The sequence below is a fragment of the Desulfosporosinus acididurans genome (assembly GCF_001029285.1).
GTDB lineage: Bacteria > Bacillota > Desulfitobacteriia > Desulfitobacteriales > Desulfitobacteriaceae > Desulfosporosinus > Desulfosporosinus acididurans.
Genome location: NZ_LDZY01000006.1, coordinates 243250 through 268257, shown reverse-complemented (window position 1 = coordinate 268257; position 25008 = coordinate 243250). Strand labels below are relative to the sequence as shown.

27 protein-coding genes, 1 pseudogene and 1 other annotated feature are annotated in these 25008 nt (G+C 44.4%); of the genes and pseudogenes, 21 read left to right on the top strand and 7 right to left on the bottom strand.

The genetic code is table 11. The annotated features are described in order from the left end of the window. Positions 1 to 237: 237 nt before the first annotated feature. Positions 238 to 1098, bottom strand: coding sequence for an AraC family transcriptional regulator (locus DEAC_RS10530; protein ID WP_047810002.1), 861 nt, complete (start codon positions 1096 to 1098; stop codon positions 238 to 240). A 239-nt stretch (positions 1099 to 1337) separates the two neighbouring features. Between DEAC_RS10530 and gmd the strand changes: the two genes are divergently transcribed. The 8 genes and pseudogenes from gmd to DEAC_RS10490 all read left to right on the top strand — a co-directional run bounded on the left by gmd (position 1338) and on the right by DEAC_RS10490 (position 10092). After that, positions 1338 to 2399 carry a GDP-mannose 4,6-dehydratase gene (gmd, locus tag DEAC_RS10525; RefSeq protein ID WP_047810001.1) on the top strand — a complete coding sequence of 354 codons (1062 nt, stop codon included), beginning with the start codon at positions 1338 to 1340 and terminating at the stop codon, positions 2397 to 2399. Between the two features lie 19 nt (positions 2400 to 2418). Further along, entirely contained in the window at positions 2419 to 3363 is a 945-nt protein-coding gene (locus tag DEAC_RS10520; protein WP_047810000.1) for a GDP-L-fucose synthase family protein, read from the top strand. 76 nt (positions 3364 to 3439) lie between these two features. After that, positions 3440 to 4756 (top strand): sugar phosphate nucleotidyltransferase, encoded by a 1317-nt coding sequence (locus DEAC_RS10515; RefSeq protein WP_047809999.1) that lies wholly within the window; start codon positions 3440 to 3442, stop codon positions 4754 to 4756. Continuing rightward, a complete protein-coding gene (gene manA / locus DEAC_RS10510) occupies positions 4725 to 5732 on the top strand; it encodes a mannose-6-phosphate isomerase, class I (RefSeq protein WP_047809998.1) in 1008 nt (335 codons plus the stop codon). Before DEAC_RS10515 ends, manA begins: the two co-directional genes overlap by 32 nt. A 303-nt stretch (positions 5733 to 6035) precedes the next feature. Continuing rightward, positions 6036 to 6280 (top strand): annotated as a pseudogene (locus DEAC_RS24165) (UTP--glucose-1-phosphate uridylyltransferase); the annotation flags it as partial. A 15-nt stretch (positions 6281 to 6295) separates the two neighbouring features. Further along, on the top strand, positions 6296 to 6838 hold the full coding sequence (locus DEAC_RS10500) for a metal-dependent hydrolase (protein WP_047809996.1): 543 nt from the start codon (positions 6296 to 6298) through the stop codon (positions 6836 to 6838). 216 nt (positions 6839 to 7054) lie between these two features. Continuing rightward, the gene (locus DEAC_RS10495) at positions 7055 to 9385 is read left to right on the top strand and encodes a hypothetical protein (RefSeq protein ID WP_047809995.1); all 2331 of its coding nucleotides are present in this window, start codon (positions 7055 to 7057) and stop codon (positions 9383 to 9385) included. Between the two features lie 110 nt (positions 9386 to 9495). Beyond that, complete coding sequence (locus DEAC_RS10490) at positions 9496 to 10092, top strand: hypothetical protein (RefSeq protein ID WP_047809994.1); 597 nt, start codon at positions 9496 to 9498, stop codon at positions 10090 to 10092. 109 nt (positions 10093 to 10201) lie between these two features. Here DEAC_RS10490 and DEAC_RS10485 read toward each other — a convergent pair whose 3' ends face one another. Continuing rightward, positions 10202 to 11854, bottom strand: coding sequence for an FAD-dependent oxidoreductase (locus tag DEAC_RS10485; protein ID WP_047809993.1), 1653 nt, complete (start codon positions 11852 to 11854; stop codon positions 10202 to 10204). A 154-nt stretch (positions 11855 to 12008) separates the two neighbouring features. Here DEAC_RS10485 and DEAC_RS10480 point away from each other — a divergent pair, with 154 nt between their 5' ends. Continuing rightward, the gene (locus DEAC_RS10480; RefSeq protein WP_047809992.1) at positions 12009 to 12467 is read left to right on the top strand and encodes a DUF134 domain-containing protein; all 459 of its coding nucleotides are present in this window, start codon (positions 12009 to 12011) and stop codon (positions 12465 to 12467) included. Between the two features lie 162 nt (positions 12468 to 12629). Here the strand turns inward: DEAC_RS10480 and DEAC_RS10475 are convergent, their stop codons facing one another. The 3 genes from DEAC_RS10475 to DEAC_RS10465 are packed head-to-tail and all read right to left on the bottom strand — an operon-like array spanning position 12630 to position 13483. Continuing rightward, on the bottom strand, positions 12630 to 12857 hold the full coding sequence (locus DEAC_RS10475; RefSeq protein ID WP_047809991.1) for a DUF2922 domain-containing protein: 228 nt from the start codon (positions 12855 to 12857) through the stop codon (positions 12630 to 12632). Positions 12858 to 12915: 58 nt separating this feature from the next. After that, positions 12916 to 13218 (bottom strand): DUF1659 domain-containing protein, encoded by a 303-nt coding sequence (locus tag DEAC_RS10470; RefSeq protein WP_242847123.1) that lies wholly within the window; start codon positions 13216 to 13218, stop codon positions 12916 to 12918. Positions 13219 to 13267: 49 nt separating this feature from the next. Then, positions 13268 to 13483 (bottom strand): helix-turn-helix domain-containing protein, encoded by a 216-nt coding sequence (locus tag DEAC_RS10465; protein ID WP_047809989.1) that lies wholly within the window; start codon positions 13481 to 13483, stop codon positions 13268 to 13270. A 205-nt stretch (positions 13484 to 13688) separates the two neighbouring features. On the opposite strand from DEAC_RS10465, the gene DEAC_RS10460 reads away from it, so the two are divergent. The 4 genes from DEAC_RS10460 to DEAC_RS10445 are packed head-to-tail and all read left to right on the top strand — an operon-like array spanning position 13689 to position 17432. Further along, positions 13689 to 14672: an efflux RND transporter periplasmic adaptor subunit gene (locus tag DEAC_RS10460; RefSeq protein WP_047809988.1), complete on the top strand. Its 984-nt coding sequence runs from the start codon at positions 13689 to 13691 to the stop codon at positions 14670 to 14672. Positions 14673 to 14689: 17 nt separating this feature from the next. Beyond that, positions 14690 to 15343, top strand: coding sequence for an HlyD family secretion protein (locus DEAC_RS10455; protein WP_047809987.1), 654 nt, complete (start codon positions 14690 to 14692; stop codon positions 15341 to 15343). A gap of 15 nt (positions 15344 to 15358) precedes the next feature. Next, positions 15359 to 16987 carry a DHA2 family efflux MFS transporter permease subunit gene (locus DEAC_RS10450; protein ID WP_047809986.1) on the top strand — a complete coding sequence of 543 codons (1629 nt, stop codon included), beginning with the start codon at positions 15359 to 15361 and terminating at the stop codon, positions 16985 to 16987. Next, positions 16950 to 17432, top strand: a complete 483-nt coding sequence (locus tag DEAC_RS10445) for a MarR family winged helix-turn-helix transcriptional regulator (protein ID WP_047809985.1) — start codon at positions 16950 to 16952, stop codon at positions 17430 to 17432. The genes DEAC_RS10450 and DEAC_RS10445 overlap by 38 nt, the downstream gene beginning before the upstream one ends. 186 nt (positions 17433 to 17618) lie before the next feature. Here DEAC_RS10445 and DEAC_RS24535 read toward each other — a convergent pair whose 3' ends face one another. After that, on the bottom strand, positions 17619 to 17741 hold the full coding sequence (locus DEAC_RS24535; protein ID WP_047809984.1) for a membrane protein: 123 nt from the start codon (positions 17739 to 17741) through the stop codon (positions 17619 to 17621). 199 nt (positions 17742 to 17940) lie between these two features. Beyond that, positions 17941 to 18023: a sequence feature (ribosomal protein L21 leader region), on the top strand. A gap of 15 nt (positions 18024 to 18038) precedes the next feature. Between DEAC_RS24535 and rplU the strand changes: the two genes are divergently transcribed. The 8 genes from rplU to yhbY all read left to right on the top strand — a co-directional run bounded on the left by rplU (position 18039) and on the right by yhbY (position 23782). Then, positions 18039 to 18350, top strand: coding sequence for a 50S ribosomal protein L21 (gene rplU, locus DEAC_RS10435; protein ID WP_047809983.1), 312 nt, complete (start codon positions 18039 to 18041; stop codon positions 18348 to 18350). Further along, positions 18256 to 18702 carry a ribosomal-processing cysteine protease Prp gene (locus tag DEAC_RS22680; RefSeq protein WP_345788161.1) on the top strand — a complete coding sequence of 149 codons (447 nt, stop codon included), beginning with the start codon at positions 18256 to 18258 and terminating at the stop codon, positions 18700 to 18702. The genes rplU and DEAC_RS22680 overlap by 95 nt, the downstream gene beginning before the upstream one ends. Beyond that, positions 18696 to 19001 (top strand): 50S ribosomal protein L27, encoded by a 306-nt coding sequence (gene rpmA / locus DEAC_RS10425; protein WP_047809982.1) that lies wholly within the window; start codon positions 18696 to 18698, stop codon positions 18999 to 19001. Before DEAC_RS22680 ends, rpmA begins: the two co-directional genes overlap by 7 nt. A 138-nt stretch (positions 19002 to 19139) precedes the next feature. Then, positions 19140 to 19646 (top strand): Spo0B domain-containing protein, encoded by a 507-nt coding sequence (locus tag DEAC_RS10420; RefSeq protein ID WP_242847122.1) that lies wholly within the window; start codon positions 19140 to 19142, stop codon positions 19644 to 19646. 2 nt (positions 19647 to 19648) lie between these two features. Continuing rightward, complete coding sequence (obgE, locus tag DEAC_RS10415; protein ID WP_047809980.1) at positions 19649 to 20923, top strand: GTPase ObgE; 1275 nt, start codon at positions 19649 to 19651, stop codon at positions 20921 to 20923. Positions 20924 to 20959: 36 nt separating this feature from the next. Beyond that, positions 20960 to 22213 (top strand): efflux RND transporter periplasmic adaptor subunit, encoded by a 1254-nt coding sequence (locus tag DEAC_RS10410; RefSeq protein WP_047809979.1) that lies wholly within the window; start codon positions 20960 to 20962, stop codon positions 22211 to 22213. After that, entirely contained in the window at positions 22210 to 23409 is a 1200-nt protein-coding gene (locus tag DEAC_RS10405) for an ABC transporter permease (protein ID WP_047809978.1), read from the top strand. Before DEAC_RS10410 ends, DEAC_RS10405 begins: the two co-directional genes overlap by 4 nt. A 79-nt stretch (positions 23410 to 23488) precedes the next feature. Next, positions 23489 to 23782, top strand: a complete 294-nt coding sequence (gene yhbY / locus DEAC_RS10400) for a ribosome assembly RNA-binding protein YhbY (RefSeq protein ID WP_047809977.1) — start codon at positions 23489 to 23491, stop codon at positions 23780 to 23782. A gap of 88 nt (positions 23783 to 23870) precedes the next feature. Here the strand turns inward: yhbY and DEAC_RS10395 are convergent, their stop codons facing one another. Then, complete coding sequence (locus tag DEAC_RS10395; protein WP_242847121.1) at positions 23871 to 24701, bottom strand: SGNH/GDSL hydrolase family protein; 831 nt, start codon at positions 24699 to 24701, stop codon at positions 23871 to 23873. Positions 24702 to 25008 lie beyond the last annotated feature (307 nt).

The window sequence follows — 25008 nt, the reverse complement described above, 5'->3', positions numbered from 1 at the left end:
GAACTCCTTCAGTGGGCGACATTTTAACAAAATATACTTAAGTAGTAAACATGACCAAAATAAGGTGGGAATTAGTGTAAAAAGCAACTTGACAAAGCAAGATTATCCCCAAATTATCTGATACATTTTTAAACTAAGATTTTGGGGATTAATATGGTAGAATTAACGGTTATATGCAAAATATTTCTATAAATTTAGAAATATTTTGGACTTTCTAAATTGTGAATAAAACTTGAGTTACCATGTTTCTCTAAATTCACTAGGTGCAATACCTTCAACTTTTTTAAACATCCTTGCAAAATAATTTGAATCACCCATGCCACATTCGGCAGCAATCGTTTCAATGGTATCGTCCGTAAAACGAAGAAGCTGTTTAGCATGGGTGATTCTTATTTGTAGGAGATACCTGTTGATCGACATGCCAAATTGCTCTTTAAAAATTCGTGTCAAATAATATTTGTTAATAAAAAACGTATTAGCAAGATTGTCCAGATTTACTTTTTTCATGTAGTGTACGTCAAGGTAACTCTTAACGCTTTGTATATTATGCTTCATTGGAGAGTTACGTCTGGTATTTTCCGGATGCCAGCTCTCTTTCATAATCAGTGTGAGCAGAGAAGAAATTTTCGAAAAAATCAACATGTCCCTGATATAATCATCCGATGATGCAATCTCATATAATTCCTGCAGTAGCTCTTCATATGGAGTGATTTCCTCTGGATGAAAGCAGGGACGTCCACCACGTTCGGTGTATTTGGCATAGATGTTGCTCATGTTTGGTCCGTTAAAGTGCACCCAATTCAGTTTCCACAAATCATCGGAAGTTCGGTGAGAATAAGGTTTTTTACAATCCAAAAACACGCAATCACCGACTTTTAAGCAATGAGTTGTTCCATCGTATTCCAGTGTTCCGGAGCCAGAAAGTATCAAAAAAAAGAGGTATGAAGACAGATTCTCACGTTTGCTGGTGTGAGGTTGTTGTGCTTGCAAAGATCCGGTTTCCTGAAGATAGATAAGACTTGTTTTGGCAAAGGAAGATGGGGTGTAAAGAATACGATTAGAGGTTATAAGATTACCGTAAAAAAGCGATGAAACCATGGATTTTCTCCTTTCTTTCTTCTTCCAATGAATCCAGAATAACACAAAGGTCAATATTGTGCTACTTGATAGCAATATCGTTACTAAAAAAGTGGATTTATTTCGATTACAATACCTTATATAATCCTTGGCGAAAATTGACTGCGTCTTCTGGAAATGATGCGTTTTTGTGTTTGAAGGAGACTTGTGTTTGAGTATAAGAATTTAGATGATTTGTGAGAAAGTAGAGGAGACTTACGATGACAAAGAAAGCATTGATAACCGGCATTACGGGTCAGGATGGTTCATACCTGGCAGAGTTCCTCCTTGAGAAGGGATATGAGGTTCACGGTATTATCCGTCGTGCATCTATTTCCAACACAGCAAGAATAGATCATCTGATTGCAAAGAACGCAATTACTTTGCATGATGGAGACCTTTCGGATTCTTCTTCCTTGATCCGTATTATTGGGCTTGTTCAGCCGGATGAAATCTATAATTTGGCAGCACAGTCCCATGTTCAGGTGTCTTTCGACGTGCCTGAATATTCTGGGGATGTAGATGCTTTAGGCGTTTTGCGTACTATAGAAGCGGTGCGAATCCTTGGACTGACGAAGAAAACGAAAATTTATCAAGCTTCTACCTCTGAGCTTTACGGAAAAGTGGAGGAATTACCTCAGAAAGAAACAACTCCGTTTCACCCTTACAGCCCTTATGCGGTAGCCAAACAGTATGGATTTTGGATTACCAAGGAGTATCGGGAAGCCTATGGCATGTTCGCGGTCAATGGAATTTTGTTCAACCACGAATCCGAGCGGCGAGGAGAGACCTTTGTGACCCGAAAGATCACCCTGGCAGCAGGAAGAATCGCCGAAGGGTTACAGGACCATCTGGAGCTTGGCAATCTCGAATCCCTACGGGATTGGGGCTATGCCAAAGACTATGTCGAGTGTATGTGGATGATGTTGCAGCATGATACGCCGGAAGATTTTGTGATTGCTACCGGTGAGCAACATACGGTAAGGGACTTTACGGAGAAGGCCTTCAGGGCCAACGGCATTGGAATCCACTGGGAAGGCACTGGCCTAAATGAGAAGGGCTACGATGCTGTAACCGGTAAAATGCTGGTGTGTGTGAATCCGGCCTGGTTTCGCCCGACCGATGTGGACAACCTTTGGGGCGATCCGACCAAGGCAAGGACCGTTCTCGGCTGGAATCCACAGAAGACCAGTTATGAGGAGTTGGTACGCCTCATGGCAGAGCATGACCGAGCCCTTGCCAGGCGAGAAGCAGCATTAAAGGCAACAGAGCAGAGCCGGTAAAGGAAGAGAGGCAATCATTATGATGGAGAAGGATGCCAAAATATATGTAGCCGGTCATCGCGGGATGGTTGGCTCGGCAATTGTGCGTGAGCTGGAGCGTCAGGGCTATACCACTATCATTACTCGTACTCATAAGGAGCTGGATTTGTCCCGTCAGGATGCGGTGGAGAAGTTCTTTGCCGAGGAAAAGCCAGAATACGTTTTTTTGGCGGCGGCTAAAGTCGGCGGTATTATGGCAAATCAGAGCGCTCTGGCAGACTTTATGTATGACAACATGATGATGGAAATGAATGTGATTCACGCGGCCTGGCAGAACAACTGCAAGAAACTGGAATTTCTGGGTTCCTCATGTATCTATCCTTGCATGGCTCCTCAGCCGATGAAGGAGAACTGCCTGCTGACCAGTGAGCTGGAAAAAACCAACGAAGCCTATGCGCTGGCGAAGATTTCTGGATTAAAATATTGTGAGTTTCTAAATCGCCAGTATGGTACGGACTATATTTCAGTGATGCCGACAAACCTGTACGGGCCAAACGACAATTACCATCCGACAAACAGCCATGTTCTACCTGCACTGATCCGTCGTTTTCATGAGGCAAAGGAACAAAACCTACCTCTTGTGACCTGCTGGGGCGATGGTAGTCCGCTGCGTGAATTCTTGTATGTGGATGATCTGGCCAACCTTTGCGTGTTCCTTATGAACTATTACAGTGGTAATGAGACGGTAAACGCGGGAAGCGGCAAAGAACTGACAATTAAGGAATTGACCGAGCTTGTTGCCAAGGTGATAGGCTATACAGGTGAAATTTGCTGGGACCTCAGCAAGCCAAATGGAACGCCTCGCAAGCTGCTGGATGTTTCCAAGAGCGCTTCACTTGGTTGGCACTACACGACCGAATTGGAGGAAGGTATCTGTTTATCCTATGATGATTTTCTGAACAATCCACTGAGAGCTGAAAGATAAAGGCAATGCCGCTCACGTCTTAAAAAAGTTTGAAGCGACACTCTGTGTATGCTAAGTATGCAGAAAGGAATTGGCTATGAATATCATTTTATTATCAGGCGGGTCGGGGAAGCGTTTGTGGCCGCTTTCCAATGACATCCGCTCCAAGCAGTTTATGAAGATTTTTAAGACAAAAGATGGAGAATACGAATCTATGGTACAGCGTGTGTATCGCCAGATTTGTTCTGTCGATACGGAGGCTAATGTTACCATCGCCACATCTAAAGCTCAGGTATCCGCTATACATAATCAGCTTGGGAATGATGTTGGGGTATGTGTGGAGCCTTGCAGAAGGGATACGTTTCCTGCTATTGCCCTGGCAACGGCTTATCTCCATGATGTAAAAGGAGTCTCTGAAGAGGAATCCGTAGTGGTGTGCCCTGTAGACCCTTATGTAGAGGATGAATACTTTGAGGCTTTGCAGGAATTGGATAGGCTTGCTGATGATGGAAATGCCAATCTGGTGCTGATGGGAATCGAGCCTACCTATCCAAGTGAAAAATATGGCTATATCATTCCGACGGACAAGAGGAATGTCAGCAGGGTGGATACATTTAAGGAAAAGCCGGATTTAAGAACAGCAGAGACATATATCCGTCAGGGTGCACTGTGGAATGGTGGTGTGTTCGCCTACAAACTGAAATATGTACTTCAAAAAGCCCATGAGTTGATTGACTTTACCGACTATGAGGATTTGTTTGCGAAGTATGATTCTCTGCCGAAGATCAGCTTTGATTATGCGGTAGTAGAAAAAGAGAAACAGATTCAGGTCATGCGCTTTGTTGGGCAGTGGAAGGATTTGGGGACATGGAATACACTGACCGAAGCGATGGAGGAATCCAGTGTCGGGGAAGCTATGCTGAACGACACCTGTGAGAATGTCCATGTAATCAATGAACTGGATGTACCGGTGCTCTGCATGGGACTAAAAGATGTAGTTGTTTCGGCAAGTCCGGAGGGGATCCTGGTTTCAGACAAGGAGCAGTCCAGTTATATTAAGCCTTATGTGGACCAGCTTGACCAGCAGGTCATGTTTGCGGAGAAGTCATGGGGAAGCTTCCGTGTGCTAGATATTGAAGACAAAAGCATGAGCATTAAGGTGACGTTGAATCCTGGACACCGCATGAACTACCATAGCCATGAGACCCGAGATGAGGTATGGACAATTATTTCCGGTGAAGGAAGAACCATCGTGGACGGTATGGTGCAACCGGTGACTGCTGGAGATGTGGTGACTATGCAGGCAGGCTGCCGTCACACCATCATTGCCGATACGGAGCTTAAGGTTGTTGAGGTGCAGCTAGGTAAGGAGATCAGTGTGCATGATAAACAAAAATTCGAGCTCGAAGACTAAACCATTTCTATTGAAACCAGCAGGAAAAAGCTATCTCTGGGGTGGAAACCGCTTAAATGATGATTTTTCCAAAGGGATCGATCTTATGCCCTTAGCTGAGACATGGGAGTGCTCCACCCATCCGGACGGCCCAAGCACTGTGGCTTGCGGAGAGCATGCTGGACGACTTTTATCTGAGGTGCTTAAGGAACATCCAGATTACCTGGGAACCCATCCAAGGACAGAAGGGGAATTGCCTATTCTGATTAAGTTCATCGATGCCAAAAAGGATTTATCCATCCAGGTGCATCCTGATGATGCTTATGCGAAAGAGTACGAAAATGGTTCTCTGGGTAAAACGGAGATGTGGTATGTGCTGGATGCGTCTCGAGATGCCAGCCTGATTTATGGCTTTTATCATGATATGGACAAAGAAACCCTGCAGAAGAGCTTGCAGCAGGGAACCATAGAGAAGTATCTGCAGAAAGTAAGAATAGAAAAAGACGATGTTTTTTATATAGAGGCCGGCACAGTTCATGCGATTGGCGCAGGTGCCTTGATTGCGGAAGTTCAAGAAAGCTCTAATCTCACATATCGTCTGTATGATTATGATCGTGTTGATAAAAATGGGAGAGCTAGAGAACTGCATATCGATAAGGCGCTTGACGTGGCAAATCTGAAGAGAAGTTCAGAGCCTAGGCAACCCGTGCGTGTGCTGAAATACGCTAATGGTTGTGCTTCAGAGTTTTTGTGCCGATGCAAATATTTTCAGGTGGAGCGCCTGCTGATCAATACAGAGCGGTCGAGACAGATGGTTAGGTTCCGAACAAACAGTAACTCTTTCCAAGTATTACTATGTATAAACGGGTGCGGTGTTCTGTTTATGGAAGATGGGGAATCTATCAATTTCTTTAAGGGAGACTGTATTTTTGTCCCAGCAGATTCCATTCTCCTGAAGCTCCACGGGAAGGCACAGATTCTGAAGGTTTGTTGTTAAGGGGTAGAATAAACCCTGACTTCTTAATGTTGATTATAATTTCTCTGGTTTCCTCCGGAATTATGCCGGGGGCGTTGATATGCACCCTGTTGAGTCCTGTCAAGGGGACACTTAAACCTCTTAAGTGCTTACTTAACTGGTAACTACGTAAAAAATAGTTGTTATCAATAAAGTAGCAAGGCTTAACGTTTTGACTAAAGAAAGATGAATTATTCGTAATAAGCAAAGAAATTCTAGAAATTCTTTGGTTGATGTTAATGGGAGAAAACTGTGATCCGTAAAATTCGTAAAGCAATAATATCATATATTCTAAATTCGGAAGTTTTTGATATTTCGAGTTCTCTTCCCACTGACAAAGGTGGAGAGATTCAGATGCGATTAAGGAACTTGGGCTATATCAAGATATTCATGCTTATGAATTCGAAGGCAGAGGGTATGATGTTGGGGACAAATTAGGTTTTGTGGAAGCAACGATCGAATACGCTTTGCATCGGGGTGATCTTGCCGAAGAACTTATGACGTTCCTACTGAATCTAGTCAGTAAGTAAGAAAGGTCTATTTATATGTTTATCTTTGGTCATGCTGGCTTAACCACTCTAACAGCAAGGGCAATTCAGAAAAGCACAAATGAAAAGAGAATAGATTACAGACTTGTGGTTATTGGTTCATTACTACCAGATCTCATTGATAAACCCATTGGGAGGATTCTTTTTCAAAGTAGGTTTGAGAGTGGCCGCGTTTTTGCTCATACCTTAGCCTTTATATTGCTCTTAATTAGTATGGGCCTATACCGATTATATAGATATAAAAAGATTGGTTGGCTAGTGTTAGCTGGAGGCACCATATTACATGATATATTGGATCAAATGTGGATGTTTCCCAAAATACTATTCTGGCCCTTATTAAGTGGAGCATTTAAGAAACCTGCTCATACAGCAGCTAAAGGATCCTTGAATTGGCTTTCCCCAGAATACCATCGCTTAATCACCGATCAACATACTTATATTCCAGAAATAATAGGTGCGATTATTATCATTTATTTTGTTTTAAGGCTTAATAAACATCATGGGTTTAAAACATTCTTAAAAAATGGGAGTATATTCTAACGAATTGACAATCACAGCAGCAATTTATCATAGCTCTTAAACTCAACTTCCTTGGAACATTTCTGAAGGATATCCTATTTTAATATTTTTAAGATAAATCATGATATTATGACAGGATTTTCTAATAATGTAGCGAATTACATAGGTCATGAGAATTCAAACGGTAACGGGGATAATCAATTGACTTATTATTCAAAAAAGGGAGAGTGAGTTACTATGTCTTCAGGTCGCGTCAAAACAAAAATTACTGTGTTTACAATAAATGTATTGCTCTTAAGTATGTTGCCTATTCAGCCTGTACAAGCATTACCTATTCCATCACCAAACGTAAGTTATCAATCGGATTCATTTAAGATACTTAACGCTAATCTTACCAAGGACAATACATCCGCTGAAAAGGCATTAACGGTTATTAATAGCGGGAACGAGAGCTTTTCGGATTTTGCAGCGGCTGGTGTAAAGAGACAGATCAAAGGAAACAAAGAAAAATACGATTTAGCTATCGCATATGCTGTAGGAATTAAAGGGCTCAGCTTAAGCTTGTCGGAAGTACAAAACGTTATAGATAGTGTCAATACAAAAGTTGCTGCTGACGCACTAGACGCTGTTAATTCCGGAACAGAGATTTTTGATGATTTTGCTTCTGCCGGAGTAACAAAAGCGATTAAGGCTAATAAAGCCGACTACGATTCTGCAATTGCAGCGGCTTTAAAAACTAAAAAATCCAGCCTATCCCTATTTGAAGTCCAAAATACGGTAGACAGCGTAAATACAACGGTTGTGGCAACTGCTCTGTCCGAGATTAACTCTGGGACAGAGTTATTTGAAGATTTTGCAAAGGCCGGAATTACGAAAGTGGTAAAAGCTAACAAAGACAAGTATGATACGGCAATTGCAGATGCCCGTGAAAATAAAGGCTTAAACTTAAATTTAATTGAACTTCAAAATACAGTGAACAGCGTCAATGCAGCTGTTGTTGCAGCTGCCTTAACCGCAATTAATAAAGGGACAGAGGACATTTCTGATTTTGCCGCGGCCGGGGTATGGAGGGCGGCTAAGGCCAATAAAGTGAGTTACGATTCAGCGATTTCGGATGCCCTAACAGCTAAAGGTTCTAACTTAACTGCGGCTGAAGTCCAAAAAAATGTGGATAGCGTAAATAAAGTGGCTGCAGCGAATGCTTTAATGGTAATTAATCGGGGAACAGAAGAATTTTCTAATTTTGCGGCGGCTGGAATTACCAAGGCGGTTCAGGCTAACAAAGCAGGATATGATTCTGCAATAGCAGCTGATCGTGTGAAAAAAGGATCCGATCTGACCTTGGCGGAAATGCAGAACGTCATAGAGAGCGTAAATGCGGCTAGTGCCGCTGCCGCTTTAACGGCCATTAATACAGGAAGCGAAGAATTTGTGGATTTCTCAGCGGCAGGGGTTACTAAAGTTTCTAAAGCCCATAAATCAGACTATGATTCGGCAATTGCTGCGGCTGTAAAAAGGAAAGGCGCCAGTTTATCATTAGCTGAAGTTCAAGACACTGTGGATAAGGTTAACACAGCAGTTGCTGAAGATGCTTTAACGGCAATTAATTCGGGAGCAGAGAGTTTCTCGGATTTCGCAGCAGCTGGAATTACAAAAGCGGTGCAAGCGAATAAAGATCGTTATGATCTTGCCATAGCGACGGCACGAAAAGAAGCATATTCGATATTGTCACGTGCCGATGTCCAAGGTATTGTCGAAGAAGTGAATCGTATGTCCCCGTCAACTGCACTTTTGGCAATTAACACAGGAAGTGAAAGCTTTACCGATTTCGCTATCGTCGGAATAAGAAATGCGAACTCCAGAAACAAGAAGCAATATGATACGGCAATACAAGCGGCAAAAATACCTAACGGGCCTCCTTTAACGGTAGCAGACGTGCAAAAACAAGTGGATATAGTCAATGCGGCAGCTGCTGAAATTGCCTTAAAGTCGATTAATAAAGGGACAAGGGATTTCGCTGATTATGAAATAGCAGGAGTAAAGGGAGCTATTGGCGGACTTAAGAGGTACTATGACGGTTCAGTAAAAACAGCTGTCAATCAGAAGGGGGCAAATTTAACCCTTCAAGATGTACAAATGGCAGTGGATATTATAAATACAAGAGCAGCAAGTGCTTTATCGGCACTTAATGGAGGAACAGACAGTTACAGCGATTTTTTAAATGCAGGAGTAACCAGTGTAATTGAAGCAGACAAAGCAAGTTATGATACCGCAATAGCGGCGGCACTTAAAGCAAAAGGATCTAACTTAACTTTAGCTGAAGTTCAAAAAGTAGTCGATGGTGTAAATGTTCCGTTAAGGTTACAATTTATCAACAATGGAACGGAAGAGTTCTCTGATTTCGCCTTAGTGGGAATCAAAGGCGCTGTAGGAAAATATAAAGGGAACTATGATAAGGTAATTGCAGCAGCAAAGTTGGTAAAAGGTTCTGATTTGCTCTTAGGAGAAATTCAAAGCTTAATCGATGATGTGAATAAAAAATTAACTTATAGTAAAACGGTCCAATAAAATGAAGGTTAGAATGATTCATTAATGCGCATTCATCAACAAAAATTTGAACGAAAATCCACATCTGCCCCCAATGAAGTATATAATACAAATGGAGGGGTGTAGAAAAAATGAAGAAGTTTGTCGTCGCAATTATTATGGCAGCCATTGTTTTAGTTGGATGTGGAAGTTCAAAAACTCAAAACTCTGAGGTTTCTTCAAAAACGACGTCAGATGCTGCGCAGGTGACTCAGTCTAAAGGTACTGATCAATCTGTGAGTAAAAGTAATGATGCCAATCAACCAATTAGTAAAGCTCAAGATAGTAATAATCCTGTCAGTAAATCTGAAAATCTGGATAAAGCAGCATTTACGAAGTTCTTCGACGATACAGAGGTTCTTTTACACGAAATAGATGATCTTACGAATACGACCGACCCAAGTAATCTCGACTCTGTGAAGGCGAGCCTGAATAAAGTATCGATTATCAATGATAAACTATACGCCTTAAAAGTACCTAATGATCCAACTGGAACCCTCAATCCATACGAGTTACAATCTTATTTAGCGGCATACAATCTGGACTTCAGGTCATTGCTTATTTACAAACAATTGACGTTGACGAATCAGACTACTGATATTGATCCTGTTGAAATGACCAAAAAGATGACAAAAGATCGAGAGTTGTATACCGCTGAGTTATCTAAGTATAGGGAGATATGTAAGTAGGAAATCTTGGGTATGCAGATAAACAGACAGGGAATCCCTGAAAGGCGAAACCAATTGCCTTCAGGGATTCCCTTTTTGATCAATTATTTGTGATATAGAGATTCTATTCTTAACCGAATACAGGAGGGAAATAGGTCACCCAGCCTCCGGTCAAATCCCTGACACGGGTGAATCCGTGTTGAGTCAAAATCCGATAGGCAACGTAGCCGCGTAAGCCAATTTCACAGTAGACGACAATATCTTTGTCTTTAGGCAGTTCGGAGAGGTGGTCGCGGAGTTCGTCGATGGGGATGTGGATGGATCCGGGGATGAATTTTCCGCGGCGTTCTTCGATGGTGCGGACATCGATGATACAGACATCGTTAGGGTTCATATCTTTGACTTCATACCATTGAACCATGCGGACATCGCCATTGATGACGTTTTCGGCCACGTAGCCGGCCATATTGACCGGGTCTTTGGCGGAGGAGAAGGGGGGAGCATAGGCTAATTCGAGTTCCTGTAAGTCATAGACGGTGCCTTGGCGGCGGATGACGCCGGCGATATCGTCGATTCGTTTATCGACACCGTTCATGCCGACAATTTGCGCTCCCAGGACGCGGCCGTTGCTTTTGTCAAAAAGGAGTTTCGTGGACAAGCGGGTGGCTCCGGGATAATAAGCGGCATTGGAGCCGGAGTGAGTGAAGATGACTTCGTAGGGAATTCCGTATCGTTTAAGCATTTTTTCATTAGCACCGGTAGAGGCTGCTGCCATATCAAAGATTTTGGCAATGGAGGTTCCTTGAGTTCCTTCATATTTACTGTCGCGCCCGGCAATGACGTCGGCGACGATGCGGCCTTGTTTATTGGCGGGACCGGCCAGAGGGATAAGAGACGGCTTTTCAGTGACGAAATGTTTCACTTCAATGGCATCACCGACAGCGAAAATGTTGGGATCTGAGGTTTGGAGTTTTTCATTGACTTTGATTCCGCCTAGTTCGCCGATAGCCAGTCCGGCTTCCTTAGCGAGTTTGATTTCGGGTTTGACTCCGATGGCCAGGATAGTCAGTTCTGTCTCAACCTGATTGCCGCTCTGCAGGGTGATAAGAGTCTTATCTCCTTCTTGAGCGAAGGATTTTACGCCGTCTTCTAAGATCAGGTCAACGTTTTTGTTGAAAATATGTTCGTGCAGGATGGCAGCCATTTCATAGTCCAAAGGGGCCATGACCTGATTGCTCATTTCAATCAGTGTGGTGGCTACTCCTTTATGCTGCAGATTTTCTGCCATTTCCAGGCCGATAAATCCGCCGCCGACAACGGCAGCGGAACGAGGCTGCTTCTCATCAATATAGTGTTTAATACGGTCAATATCTGTGACGTTGCGCACGACTAGTGCTTCGATATCGTCAATTCCGGGAATCGGCGGGCGAAGCGGTGCTGCTCCGGGAGAAAGGATCAATTGGTCATAGGTTTCACGATAGGTTTTACCGTAAGCTTCTTGGACCTCCACGGCTTTTTCTGCGGGAATAATGCGGGTGACTTCGCTAAAGATTCGGACATCAATGTTAAAGCGTTTTTTCATTCCTTCGGGTGTTTGAACCAGCAGAGCGTCTCTTTGGTTAATGACTCCGCTGACATAATAGGGTAAACCGCAGTTAGCGTAAGAAATATGTTCTCCACGTTCAAAGATGATGATTTCCATGTCTTCATCCAGACGGCGTAACCGTGCTGCGGCGCTGGCTCCTCCAGCTACTCCGCCGACTATGACTACTTTCTTGCCCATCACAACGTCTCCTTCGGCTTATAGATTAAAACCCCACCCCTAAGGGGTAACTGAATTCAAGAAAATAATAACACGATTATTGGCATTTGACAATAATCGTGTTATCCTCAAGTTAGGTATTTGCAGAGCAGCTTAAACCGAAAGGAGAGACCCTATGCCTAGACCGGTGAAATGGAGAAGGGTTGAATATATACCTGAGAATAAATTTTTCGCTCCCTGTCCCAAGGGTAAATGCGCTTGTTTGGAGGGGGACGAACAGAGCCGGCTTGAGCAGATTCAGCTTAAAATAGAAGAGTTGGAGGCCATGCGGCTGAAGGATATTGAGGAATTATCCCAAGAAGAGTGTGCTGCCCGGATGCAGATTTCCCGGCAAACCTTCCAAAATATTATTGATGAGGCGCGGAAGAAAGTTGCCAAGGCGCTTCTGGAGAACAGAGCGATCAGGATTGAAGGCGGCCACTATACCAAGAATGTCTGTTATTTCAAATGTAGGTCTTGTGGAAATGAGATGACAGCTACTTATGAAGAACGCAGGCTGATTTGCCAGCACTGCGGCTCAAATAAAGTTGAGTGTGATAAGAAGCAATGTTGTCAGACACCCTGTGAAAAGTGAAAGCATCGGGCAAACCCGGTGCTTTCACTTTTATTTTCCATTGAAAGTGATCAGTTCTCTTATCCTTCGAATTACTTAGTTTGAATTACCTATTATTATAGCGACTAATTAAAGCAATTAATGGGACACCATCACTTTTTTAATAACCTATTCAATTAATCGTTAATCGAAAAGGTCGTTGGTTGTCGTATCAACAATTTTTACATCCCGTTTGGAAATGAGTTCACCGCCGGAAGTGAGAAATATATTCTTGGTAATGATTTGATCCATGACGGCTTCAATATCGGCGGCAGTCAAACTATCTTTAGGCTGAGGCATGGTTATCGTTACGGCGTTTCCGGCAGCGTTATTAAAGGTCATTCTCAGGACTTTCTTGGTGGTGCTGGCCACGATTATTCCTCCTTTCATTGCGGGGTGAGTTTTGTTTTTGCTTACTGTCCATTCTTCGTTACGGAGTCAGGTCAACTCGATTGTCTCTCCTGACGCTGATTAGGGGATAGTCCTGAAGGCTGTAAAGGGCTGCGGCAACATCATAGACATCTTGGTCTGAACTGGTGGATTTGATATTGGGGAAACTGCGCTGGCTGAGTTTGGGGGAACCTTGCTCGGTCAAACCGATCTGATAGGTTACGACCATCACGGAATCTTTGGCACTGGCGACAACTGGCATAATTTCACACCCTTTCTTAATAGTATTAGGACTGACTCTTGGGGAGAGTGCTTGTCCTAATCTCAGTATATTGAAGGGCATGACTTCCTGTCACAGAAAGGGAAAGACAGGGAATGAAATCACACCCCGCTCAGTCCATGTAATCCGTCCATTCTCCCCCTAACACTTCGGCGATCCGCCGGGCCCAGGAAGGGCTCATGCGGCGTTTGCCCCGTTCCAGATCACTGATAATATTGGCGGAAATGCCTGTTTTTTCGGCTAATTCCTTTTGAGTCCCAATTGCTGCTTTGAGGCGTGCTTTTCTTAATTTCTGACCATAATAGACTACTTGCTTCTGTTTACTCAAACCTCCGGCCCTCCTTCACTGGTTAATCCTAATATTATATGGACATGTCCTTGTAGGGGTGCTCGGGGGGTTATTATTTGAAGGAATTTTGCCGGAAATGATGAATTTTAGGTCTTGACAAGAACAGCAGATTGGAAGAGAATTAGTCATGCTAGCAAACAATATGCATACGAACGGTTGCAGTACAAACATAAGGGGGATTGGAATGAAAAGAGTTGCTTTAATCGTGCTGGCCATGGCAGTTGTTTTGACGGGCTGTGGTACAACGAGTCAACCGGCTGCAGGTCAATCAGCTGCTAAAGCAAGTACCAATGTTCAAACGACGAAACCTGTCTATGTCATGGCAGGAATTATTAATGCCAATGATAAGGCGAATATCACGACAAAGATTGCCGCCAAGGTTACAGGGATTTCGGTCGACGTTGGTTCTGTCGTTAAACAAGGAGATACTTTAGTTACCTTAGATACAAATGATATTCAGGCTCAAGTGAACCAAGCCCAAGCAGCCGTGGCTGCCGCTCAGGCCAACTTGGCCAATGCTCAGGCCGGAGCACGTCCTGAACAGATTGCTCAGGCTCAGGCAGCAGTAGATGCGGCGAAAAGCGCCTATACGAATGCTCAAACGAGTTATAACCGGGATCAACAGCTCTTTCAGTCAGGAGCTCTTCCGCAGGCGCAGTTAGACGCTGCTCAGACTCAGCTCACAGCTGCTCAAGCACAGTATAACTCGGCCCAGGATCAGCTGGATTTGTTAAAGAAGGGGCAAACTCAGGAAGCTATCGATGCCCTGCAGGCTCAAGTTCAACAAGCTCAGTCAGCTTTGGATTATGCCAAAACCATGTTGGCTAATGGAACCATTGTGGCTCCTATAGCGGGCACAATTAGTGCAAAAAGTATCAATATCGGGGAATTGGCTTCCCCCGGAGAAACCTTACTTACGATTACGAACAATACGTCTTTATTTGTCAATGCCTCTTTGCCGGCGGGCCTTGCGAGCAGTGTTAAGGTCGGTCAAGACGTTGATGTTAAAGTTTCCGAGATGCCTGATAAAAATTTCTCAGGGACTGTTTCAATGGTCAACTCTGTAGTTGATTCCCAAAACACAAGTGTATTAGTGAAAATCCAGATTAATAATCCGGATCCCGCGTTAAAACCAGGTATGCTGGCGGAAATAGGCCTTAAAAAGTAAGGAGGCGATACGATAAGATGAACGAAAAGCGTAAAAAAATGATTTTAGCAATCCTTGTAGTCATGATTATGGTCTTTGCTGGGATTGGCGGATATTACTGGTATCAAAACACGTATTATGTTTCTACAGAGGATGCTACCGTAACGGGTGACCTCGTTGCTGTAAGTCCGCAGATCTCTGGTAAACTGGTTGAGTTGGATATCGAAGAAGGAGATAAAGTGATTCAGGGCCAAATTGTCGGCCGCCAGGGCATTGATAATCCTTCGGACACCAACATCGATGAAACGGTTCTCAGAGCACCGATTAACGGAATTGTGATTAAGAAACAAGCAACCGTGGGAGAGGTTGTTTCCCCGGGTCAAACCATTGCTTACCTTATTGATCCTTCGAAGCTCTATGTTTCGGCGAACATCGAAGAAACAAAACTTGGTTCTGTTAAAGCAGGCCAAAAAGTTGATCTTACGATTGACCAATTTGGCAGCAAGCAATTTACGGGTACGGTCAAATATGTCGGTCAAGCCGCAAACTCTACCTTTTCGCTGCTGCCGACCTCAACAAGCGGAACGTTTACCAAGGTTATTCAAAAAATACCTGTAAAAATTATTCTTGATAAAAACGATGCTTCAATTCTGCCAGGGACAAATGCTGTGGTCCATATTCACATCAAGTGATGAGGTGAGATAAGTATGACTGAACATCACCATCCTGAACCGGAAGGCGCAGGTGACAATTCATATAAGTGGTTAGCCTTATTTGTGGTTGTCATAGGTACCTTCATGGTTATGTTGGACAGCAGTATTGTTAATATTGCGATTCCTAAAATGATGAATGTTTTCGGCACGGATTTGGACTCTATTAAGTGGGTTCTGACGGGTTATACCCTGGCCATGGGTGCCGTCGTCCCGATTACCGGTTTTTTAAGTGATACGTTTGGTATTAAAAAACTCTTTATTGGTGCGCTGAGTTTGTTTACGATCGGTTCTTTCCTATGTGGTTTTTCCTGGAGCAATAATGTGATGGTTATCTTCCGAGTTGTTCAGGCGATAGGCGGCGGAGCTATTATGCCGGTCGGAATGTCCTATATTATGCAGATTTTCCCTCTTCAAGAGCGGGGAAAAGCTTTAGGCTTCTGGGGGATTGCCTCTATGGCTGCTCCGGCTATCGGTCCTACCTTGGGAGGATATATCATTCAATACATGGATTGGCGTTTTATTTTCTATGTCAATGTTCCTATCGGCATCTTCGGGGTTATCTTTGCCAGTATTTTACTTAAAGACACGCCTTTAGTGCCCTATAAAGGCGATTTTGACTTTATTGGTTTAGTATCTTCGATTGTAGGTATTGTGAGTCTTCTTTATGTGCTTGGTGAAGCAGATACGATCGACTGGGGAAATGTAAAATTCCCGCTGCTGATAGCCCTTGGTGTTTTTGGCCTCATGATCTTTGTGGTTAATGAACTAAGCCATCCTAACCCTATGCTGGAATTGCGTGTTCTTAAGATCTATGATTTTACCCTCAGCCAATTTATTACGGGGATTACGACCTTAGCTCTGATGGGCGGAGTTTATGTGCTTCCTTTATTCCTGCAAAACTTAAGAGGCTATACGGCGATGCAAACAGGGTTAATTCTATTTCCCTCGGCCATTGCTTCAGGTTTGATGATGCCCGTCAGCGGTGCGATTTTTGATAAGTTTGGGGCCAAGGTGGTTACCCTTCCCGGTCTTCTGATCCTGGCCTTTGCTACTTATCAAATGTCGCTCTTCAATATGAATACGCCCTCGACTTATATTACGTTTGTTGCGGCGATCCGGGGAATCGGTCTTGGCCTTGCCATGATGCCTGTCAACACGGCGGCGATGAACGCTGTTCCCAGGCATTTATACGGGAAAGCAACCGCTCTTTCCACGACGATCCGCAGTATTTTGCAAGCTGTTTCTATTACCTTTATGACGACTGTTATTTCTGGATCGACCAATGTTAACTATGCCAGACTGGCTGAACAGATAACTCCTTTTAATCGGACGGCCTCCTCGGTTATCACTATGTTGAAAGGTGTCTATTGGAGTTACGGGTTACCGCAGGTGGATGCCCTGGAAAATGCTTATGCAACCCTTGGACAGGTGATTTATGGTCAAGCTTATCTGGATGCCATGAATCATGCGATTGCTCTTACTGTACCGATAGTTTTCGTGGCGGTCGTGTTAGTTCTCATGATGAGTTCTAAAAAAGCAACTGGGCAGAAGAAGGGCCCAACTCAGGAAGGAGAGAAGGTGGCTCATGAATCAGAAACAGGAGTCGCAGCAATTATGGAGTAATCCTCCAGAGAGCCCTTCGGAGCGAATCGTATTTTTATTCAAAGCGGTTCAGAAAATCTACCGAGACCAGATTTTTGAAAAGTCGCAGCAATATGGGTTTACTGGACCGCAATTAGGCCTGATCTTCGGCCTGAGCAAACACCCCTATTCCACCTTGAATGAACTGAGCGAGTATATAGGCTTGTCTAAGAGTACTGTTTCCGGAATTGTTAACCGTTTGGTTGGTCAGGGAGTTGTTATTCGCGAGATTCCTGAGAATAATCGCCGCATTGTTCGTTTATCGCTATCGCCGGAATTTGAAAGAAATAACGTAATTAAAGAATTGTTCAACAGTTACATTTCGGATTCACTTAAGGGTGCCAGTGATGAGGAACTCCAAAAAATAATTGGCGGTCTGGAGGTCCTTTATAACCTATTGACTAAAGGTGATAATGGTCCCTCCTAGACGAAAAATTAAAAGGCTCGGCTGAGATTTTGAACTGCTCCCTGTCCACCAAGGGAGCATATCATTTTACTCAACTGAGCCTTTTTATTTGTTATGTATAGGCTGGATGCTTCCATTTGGTGACATTTAAACGTTAAAGGGAGTTGGATTGTCGCAGTTAGGCCTTCTGTGCTTGGGAAAACTAAATTAAGAACGCCAGATAAAAAATGCAATAATCAGAAGGCAAATAACCACTGCTCCCGCAATAATTAGCAGATCCTGGCGGGATGGCAGATGGAGGGGAGAATTGTTAAGGTGCTTCCAGGGCATCGTCTTCACTCCTTGCATGAATAGATAGGTATATATTCCACACAGAGCTAAATTTTCCTTTTGCAACCATAACATATTTTGGGATAATCTTTCTCAACAATTAATCATTTTCTAATCATCTGCCATAACCTTATCTGCTTAAACTTTATTCACTTGACAAATGATGTGACCAAATGCTAAAATATCTAAATGTGGTGGCTTCTCACCGCAACCGCTCAAATCAGGTATTAACAGGTTTTTAAGCTTAAAAGCCGGCCTGCAATGGCGAGTCTAGGGTATGGGAGGTGTAATGTAATTATGTACGCAGTAATTGAAACCGGCGGCAAACAGTTTAAAGTCCAAGAAGGCGACGAAATTTTCGTTGAGAAATTGGAAGCAAATGTTGGAGATACGGTGACTATTGACAAAGTTCTGCTCTTGGAAAAAGAGGGTGCTGTCAAAGTCGGTACTCCTGTTGTAGCAGGTGCTAGCGCAGTGCTTAAAGTTGTAGAGCACGGCAAAGGGGCGAAAGTTATTGTTTTCAAATATAAGGCGAAGAAAAACTATCGCCGTAAACAAGGACATCGTCAACCTTACACAAAAGTTCGCGTCGAAGCGCTCCAAGCCTAAAGGAGAAGAGGGAATTCGTTTCCTGGTTTGGCTGGATGAGCTGAAGCGGATTCGCGGTTTTGAGGTTTCCGGTCATTCCGGATATGCAGAAGCAGGTCACGATATTGTTTGTGCAGGGGTTTCCGCTCTGAGCATTGCGGCTGCCAATGGTTTGGAACATTTTCTTTCTCAGGCTCCTCAAGTGCAGGAAGACGAAGGTTTTCTGTCTTGTCAGCTCTCAGGAATTCCTGAGCAGGAATTGGATCAGGCGCAGTGGATTCTGCAAACCTTAAAGCTTGGTATCGAACAAATAGAAGCGGTCTACGGGCCGGCATATATATTAATTGATCAAAGGAGGTGGACTCCATGTTAAACATGAATCTGCAGCTCTTTGCCCATAAAAAAGGGGTAGGTAGTTCCAGAAACGGTCGTGACAGTAATGCCCAACGTCTCGGGTTAAAGCGAGGCGACGGACAATTCGTTACAGCCGGAACAATTATCGTTCGCCAACGCGGAACGAAGTTCCATCCCGCTAAAAATTGCGGCATCGGTAAAGACGATACCTTATTTGCACTCATCGATGGTTATGTTAAATTTGAGCATAAAGACAGGGTGCACAAACAAGTGAGCGTTTATGCGGAACGCAAAACACCGGCGGTTGCTGCAAAATAAGCTGTTTCTCTTACGCCCCTGGGATTTCCCCAGGGGCTTTCTATGCTCGGCATAAGCCGAGTTTTCTTTATACATACATAAATACGCAGCAACGAGTTCACTGGGAACAAAAGTTACCCATGAGAGGAAAGGATGATAATGTCAGAACTTGAACATCAGTTATTAGCGGAGATGGTTGAGTGGTATCGTCTGCAGCGGCATGATTTTTTTAACCACTGGCAGGTCGTGATGGGAAATATACAGCTCCAGAAGCCGGAGAAGGCTCTTGATTATATCCGCGAGGTGATCAGGCCTCAGGAGGAGCAGAAGATTGGCCAAATCTCGGTCCCCGTGCTTTCGGCAATTCTGCTCAGCTGGATTATTCACCTTAGGCAGCTAAATATTACGACCTCTTTGAGTTTCCCGGATGCGATGCGACTGGAAGATTTTTGGCAGGATCATTGGCAAAAAGAATATGGAGAGAGCTTATTCGGGTACACTAGAGAGTGTTTAGAGAAGGTACAGCAGTATAATGGATTGCCGGATTTAAATTCGGAAGTCTATTTATTTGAAGAGAACGAAGGCTTTTCTTGCCAGTTTATTCTGGAAGATGAAGAGAAAGTGCTCTTTGAGAAGATGAGTTATTTTGGGATACAAGGAGAATAGCCATGTCGTTATTTTATGATCGTGCAAAGATTTATGTTAAGGGAGGCGACGGCGGAGCAGGTGCTGTCGCCTTTCGCCGAGAGAAATACGTGCCGGAAGGCGGTCCCAGCGGCGGAGACGGAGGCCGGGGCGGCGATGTTGTTTTTGTCGGTGACGAGGGCATGAGCACTCTGGTGGATTTTCGCTATAAACGCCATTATAAAGGGGATCGGGGCGAGCATGGGCAGTCGAAGAATATGACCGGAAAAAGCGCTGACGATATCGTTCTGCGTGTTCCCGTGGGCACGGTAGTTTTGGATGATGACAACGGGAATGTCATCGCCGATCTCACGGAACATGGACAACGAGTGATTGTTGCCGCCGGCGGCAGAGGAGGCCGGGGAAATGCCCGCTTTATGAGCAATACGAATAAAGCGCCTACTCTGGCGGAGAATGGGGAACCAGGCGAGGAACGTTGGCTGAGATTAGAATTGAAACTCTTGGCGGATGTGGGATTAGTCGGATTTCCCAATGTAGGAAAATCGACCTTGATTTCTAAAGTTTCGGCCGCCAAGCCCAAGATTGCCGATTACCATTTCACGACCCTTGTGCCGAATCTCGGGGTCGTTGAACTTGAAGACGGGCTGAGTTTTGTTATGGCAGATATTCCGGGCCTGATTGAAGGCGCCCATACCGGAGCAGGATTGGGCCATGAATTTCTGCGGCATACGGAGAGAACTCGCCTAATTTTGCATGTTTTGGATATTTCCGGGTCGGAAGAACGAGACCCCCTGGAGGATTTTCGCATTATTCGGAAGGAGCTTAGGCTGTATAGTCCGGCCTTAGCTGAGCGTCCGCTTCTGATTGCAGCTAATAAAATGGATATTCCGGGCGCGGAAGAAAATCTTCAGCGCCTTAAGGATGAGCTGGAGGAGGGGCAGGAAGTTTTCCCTATCTCTGCGGCAACGGGTGAGGGACTGCAAGCCCTGATTTATCGGATTGCTCAACTTTTACCGGATATTCCTATGCCGGAAATAGCAAACTATGATGAGGAACATTTGGTTACAAAAGCAGAGCCGGAAAAACGCTTTGAAATAACTAAAGACAATGATCATTATCTGATTACAGGGAAAGAAATTGAGAAACACGTGCGCATGACGTTATTTGACCACGAAGAGAGTGTTTATCGTTTTCAAAATATCTTAAAAGCCATGGGGGTTGACGATGCTCTGCGTGACGCAGGAATTAAAGAGGGAGACAGCGTAGAGATCGCTGGAGTAACCTTTGAATGGGAGTAGGCAGCCAAAAGAATTTGGACCTTTGGAGGTAGTACTGTGAAGAAACGTCTCTGGTGGGGAATAGGAATCGTAGTTGTCCTTCTGGCGGCTGGCGGCTGGTGGTTTTCGCGAAATGCTCAGAGTCCGCTGAAGGTCAGTGCCGGCAAAGTGTCTCCGATTTCGATGCAGGAAGACATTTATGCCACAGGAAGTGTCGTTCCTAATTCGCGCCAGGATGTTTATGTCTTAAACCCCGGTCTTGTTTCTAAGGTTACCGTGAAGGCGGGCGACTCTGTCAAAACCGGTCAGGTACTGGTCGGCCTTGATCAGACGTTGGCCAATGCTCAAGTCGCTCAGGCTCAGGCGAATGTCGATGCGGCGCAGGCGGGCGTAAATGCTGCCCAAGGTAATGTGACAGATTTGAAGCAAGCTCAGAGTGCTGTTCAAAGCTCTGCAGCAACTGCCGGAGCCGCACAAGCGGGTGCAGGTACTGTTAATATCAGCGGAACCGGCGGCGGAAATATCAACGGTAATTCTGGGAGTGCCGGCCTTAATCCGGCATCAGGGGGTTCAGCGTTCCCAAGTGCTTTATCAAGCAGCGGCCTGGGAAGTTCAGTTCACCAGGCTGAAGGGACTTTGGCCCAGAGTCAGGCCGCCTTAAAGCAGGCCCAGGAAGCCTTGCAGGTTGCTCAGGCCCAGAGAGACCAATTAACCTATAAGTCGAGCCTTGACGGGACAGCTCTTGAGGTTAATGTTCAGGCCGGCAATCCGGCACCGGTCCAACAGCCCTTAGTAGTGATTGCGGATCTGAAGCATATGAATGTGAACATGCAGCTGAATGAAATGGACGCCGCTAAGCTGAAGATGGGCGGAAAAGTGACAGTGACCAGCAAGACTCTAGGGAGCACCTCTCTGACGGGAGTTATTGCTAAAATTGCACCTGAGGCGGTTATTCAGCCATCCGCTCAAGGAAATGCATCTCCAACTGTGGCGGTGACGGTCCGTTTAGATCAAGCGCCCGTTTTGTTGAAGCCGGGTTATTCCGTGACAGTTCAAGCTATTGTGGCCACGAAGAAAAATGTTCTGGCAGTTCCTCTGGAATCCGTATTTCAGGAGGGAAGCAAGAATTACGTCTATCGTATTCAGAACGGGCTTCTTCACAAAACGGAGGTCAAGGTGGGGATTGGCAATGATACCGATCAGGAGATTACCGCCGGTCTTAAATCCGGGGATCAGATTGTTCTCAATCCGACGAATCAACTTTCCGAGGGTCAGGCTGTAACGCCCGATTTGGGGAGTGATGGAGCATGAGTCTGTACGAGGCCTTGCGGGGAGCCCTGTTTAGTTTGCGGACCAACAAGCTGAGGACAGGCCTGACTATGTTGGGTATTGTCATAGGAATTGCTGCCGTTATCGCTGTGGTAACCATCGGCTTGGGCGGCAAAGCTGCTATTATGCAGGAAATGGAAAAAAGCGGTGTTAATCTTTTTGTTTTGTATCCGAAATCTTCTGCCCAAACGGCACAATCCGAGAATAGCGTCTTGACCCTGCAGGACTGTGAAACGTTAAAAAGGTCCTTACCCCAAGTTAAGACGCTGCTTCCGGCGAGTGTTAACTATGCTGCTTTGGAAGTTAATCAAAAAGATTCCTCAGCCATGATCGTGGGAACAACTTCGGAATTCGCCGGTTTGCGCAGCCGGGATGTGGCCTTGGGACGCTTTTTCTCCGGGGAGGAATATGATGCGGAACGGCGTGTTGTAGTCATTGACCAAAGCCTGGCAGATACGTTGTTTGGAGCCGGTAATCCTTTGGGACAGCAGGTGATGATCCAAAACGTTCCCTGCAGAGTTATCGGAGTTCTGGCTAAAGATACCTCGGCCTTTTCTCAGTTTGAAGTGGGTCCACAGAATTCCTATGCCTATGTTCCCTGGGGGACTTGGACTGATATTTTCCAATCGACTCGGGTTGATCAGTTAGAGGGGGCAACGTATCAGGAATCTGATCTGGACAGCGTAATCTCCAGTGCGAAACGCATTCTGAACGTGCGTCATGGAACGACTGATCAGTATGAAGCCTATAACGTCCAGCAGTTAGTGCAGTCTGCCGATAAAATTACTCAAATTTTAACGAGTATCGTTGGCTTGGTCGCCGCGATTTCGCTTCTGGTCGGCGGGATTGGCATCATGAATATCATGCTGGTATCGGTGACGGAACGAACGCATGAAATAGGCCTGCGGAAAGCTGTCGGGGCCAAAGAGCGCGATATTTTGCTGCAATTTCTCTTGGAAGCGATTGTCTTAGCAGTGACGGGAGGTATTGTGGGGATTGCCCTGGGTGTGGGAAGTGCTCTGACGGCGGCGAATCTTTTAAACTGGCCGCCGCTGTTATCTGGATGGGCGATTCTCTTTGCCGTGACGTTTTCCCTGGCAGTCGGACTTTTCTTTGGCTATTACCCGGCGCTGCAGGCTGCGAAACTTGAACCGATTACAGCTTTGAGATATGAATGAGCTTGAGTAAAAGAGATCGAATTAAGGATGATAAAAAAGAAGGAACAAAGGCGTTTCGTTTAATTAAGGAGGAAACTTTGTGTTAAAAGGTAAGCAAAAACGTTATTTAAGGGCGATGGGTAATGAAATGGACCCGATTCTTCAAGTCGGTAAGGGCGGAATTGGGGAAAACGTCGTCACTCAGACCAATGAGGCCTTGGAGGCTCGTGAACTGATCAAAGGCCGGGTTCTGCAAAATTGCCTGGAGGAGCCCAAAAGTGTCGCAGCTGAACTGGCCGAACAGACAAGGTCTGAGCTGGTTCAAGTCATCGGCAGGAATTTTTTGCTTTACAGACCGTCGAAAGAAAAGCCGCTGATTGTCTTGCCTGATTAGAGCTTTTAGCGTGTTGCTCCGAAAGTTCTGCTAAAGAAGCGGAAAAAGGTTTCTGGGGATTAGCCCGGAAGCCTTTTTTATAGGTATTTTACTTATCTTCATTTATCTTTGTTACTAATTGCTTGTATATGTAATCGGACATTAGCTTATAACCTGTGTCTTTGGGGTGAAGTCCGTCTGATAATACGGCAGCCAAATCAGTTTGATTCGTTGGAAAAGCACTCCAGACATCCAATAAGTTTGCTCCATGATTTTTGGCAACGTTGATTATTTGCAATCTTATCGCTTTAAATAGAGATTCATCAGAGGACACCATTGGAGGTTCAACAATGCAGAATATATCCGCATTTGGTGCTTTGCTTTTTATGAGCTGGATTAACTGAATGTATTTTTGGCTAAATTGATCAGGCGTATAATAGTTTCGATCATTTCTTCCTACGCAAATAAACACAGCATCTGTATTTTTCTCGATTTCATCTGCCCTTTGTAAACAATAATCAACAAGCTTACCGGAAGAAGCTTTGTTGTACCATAATATATTATGTAAATAGAGTGAGGTCAAAGAGGTAAAAAGATTTGACTCCCATCCTGTTGTTGCAGGATTGGAAGCCCCTTGATCTACCGCGATGGAATCTCCAAGTATGACAACGCGAATGTTACTGTTTTTTAGCTTTTTAATTCCGGTTAACTTAGAAATCATAGGAGTAGTAGGAGTAGTAGAAGTAGTAGGAGTAGTAGACGTAGTAGGAGTAGTAGACGTAGTAGGAGTAGTAGACGTAGTAGGAGTAGTAGTTGTAGTAGGAGTAGTAGTTGTAGTAGGAGTAGTAGTTGTAGTAGTTGTGGTAGTTGTAGTAGTTGTTGAGGCAGCTGCGGTATTCTCCGCTCCTTGAACATTATTTGAATCGATAACGCTTGCCATGGTGAACAGTATTGCTATGGACAAAACTATCGCTGTTTTATTTTTAATGGTCATTAAATCATTATCTCTCTTTCTGACATTGAAATCGGATCGGTCGGTAAGATAAACAAAGGGCAATTATCGAACGAAAACTTATTTTATCTTATAACATTCTAACATAATGATCCCATAATTTATTTGCGAAGTAAGGGGAAAAATGTCTAAAAAACAAAAATAATCACTATTTCTGAAGGACTTGTCCTTAATATAGTAAGCAATGGCTTTGTTAAAGGCTTTAAAAAGACCGGCAAAAGATCTTGATATCAAT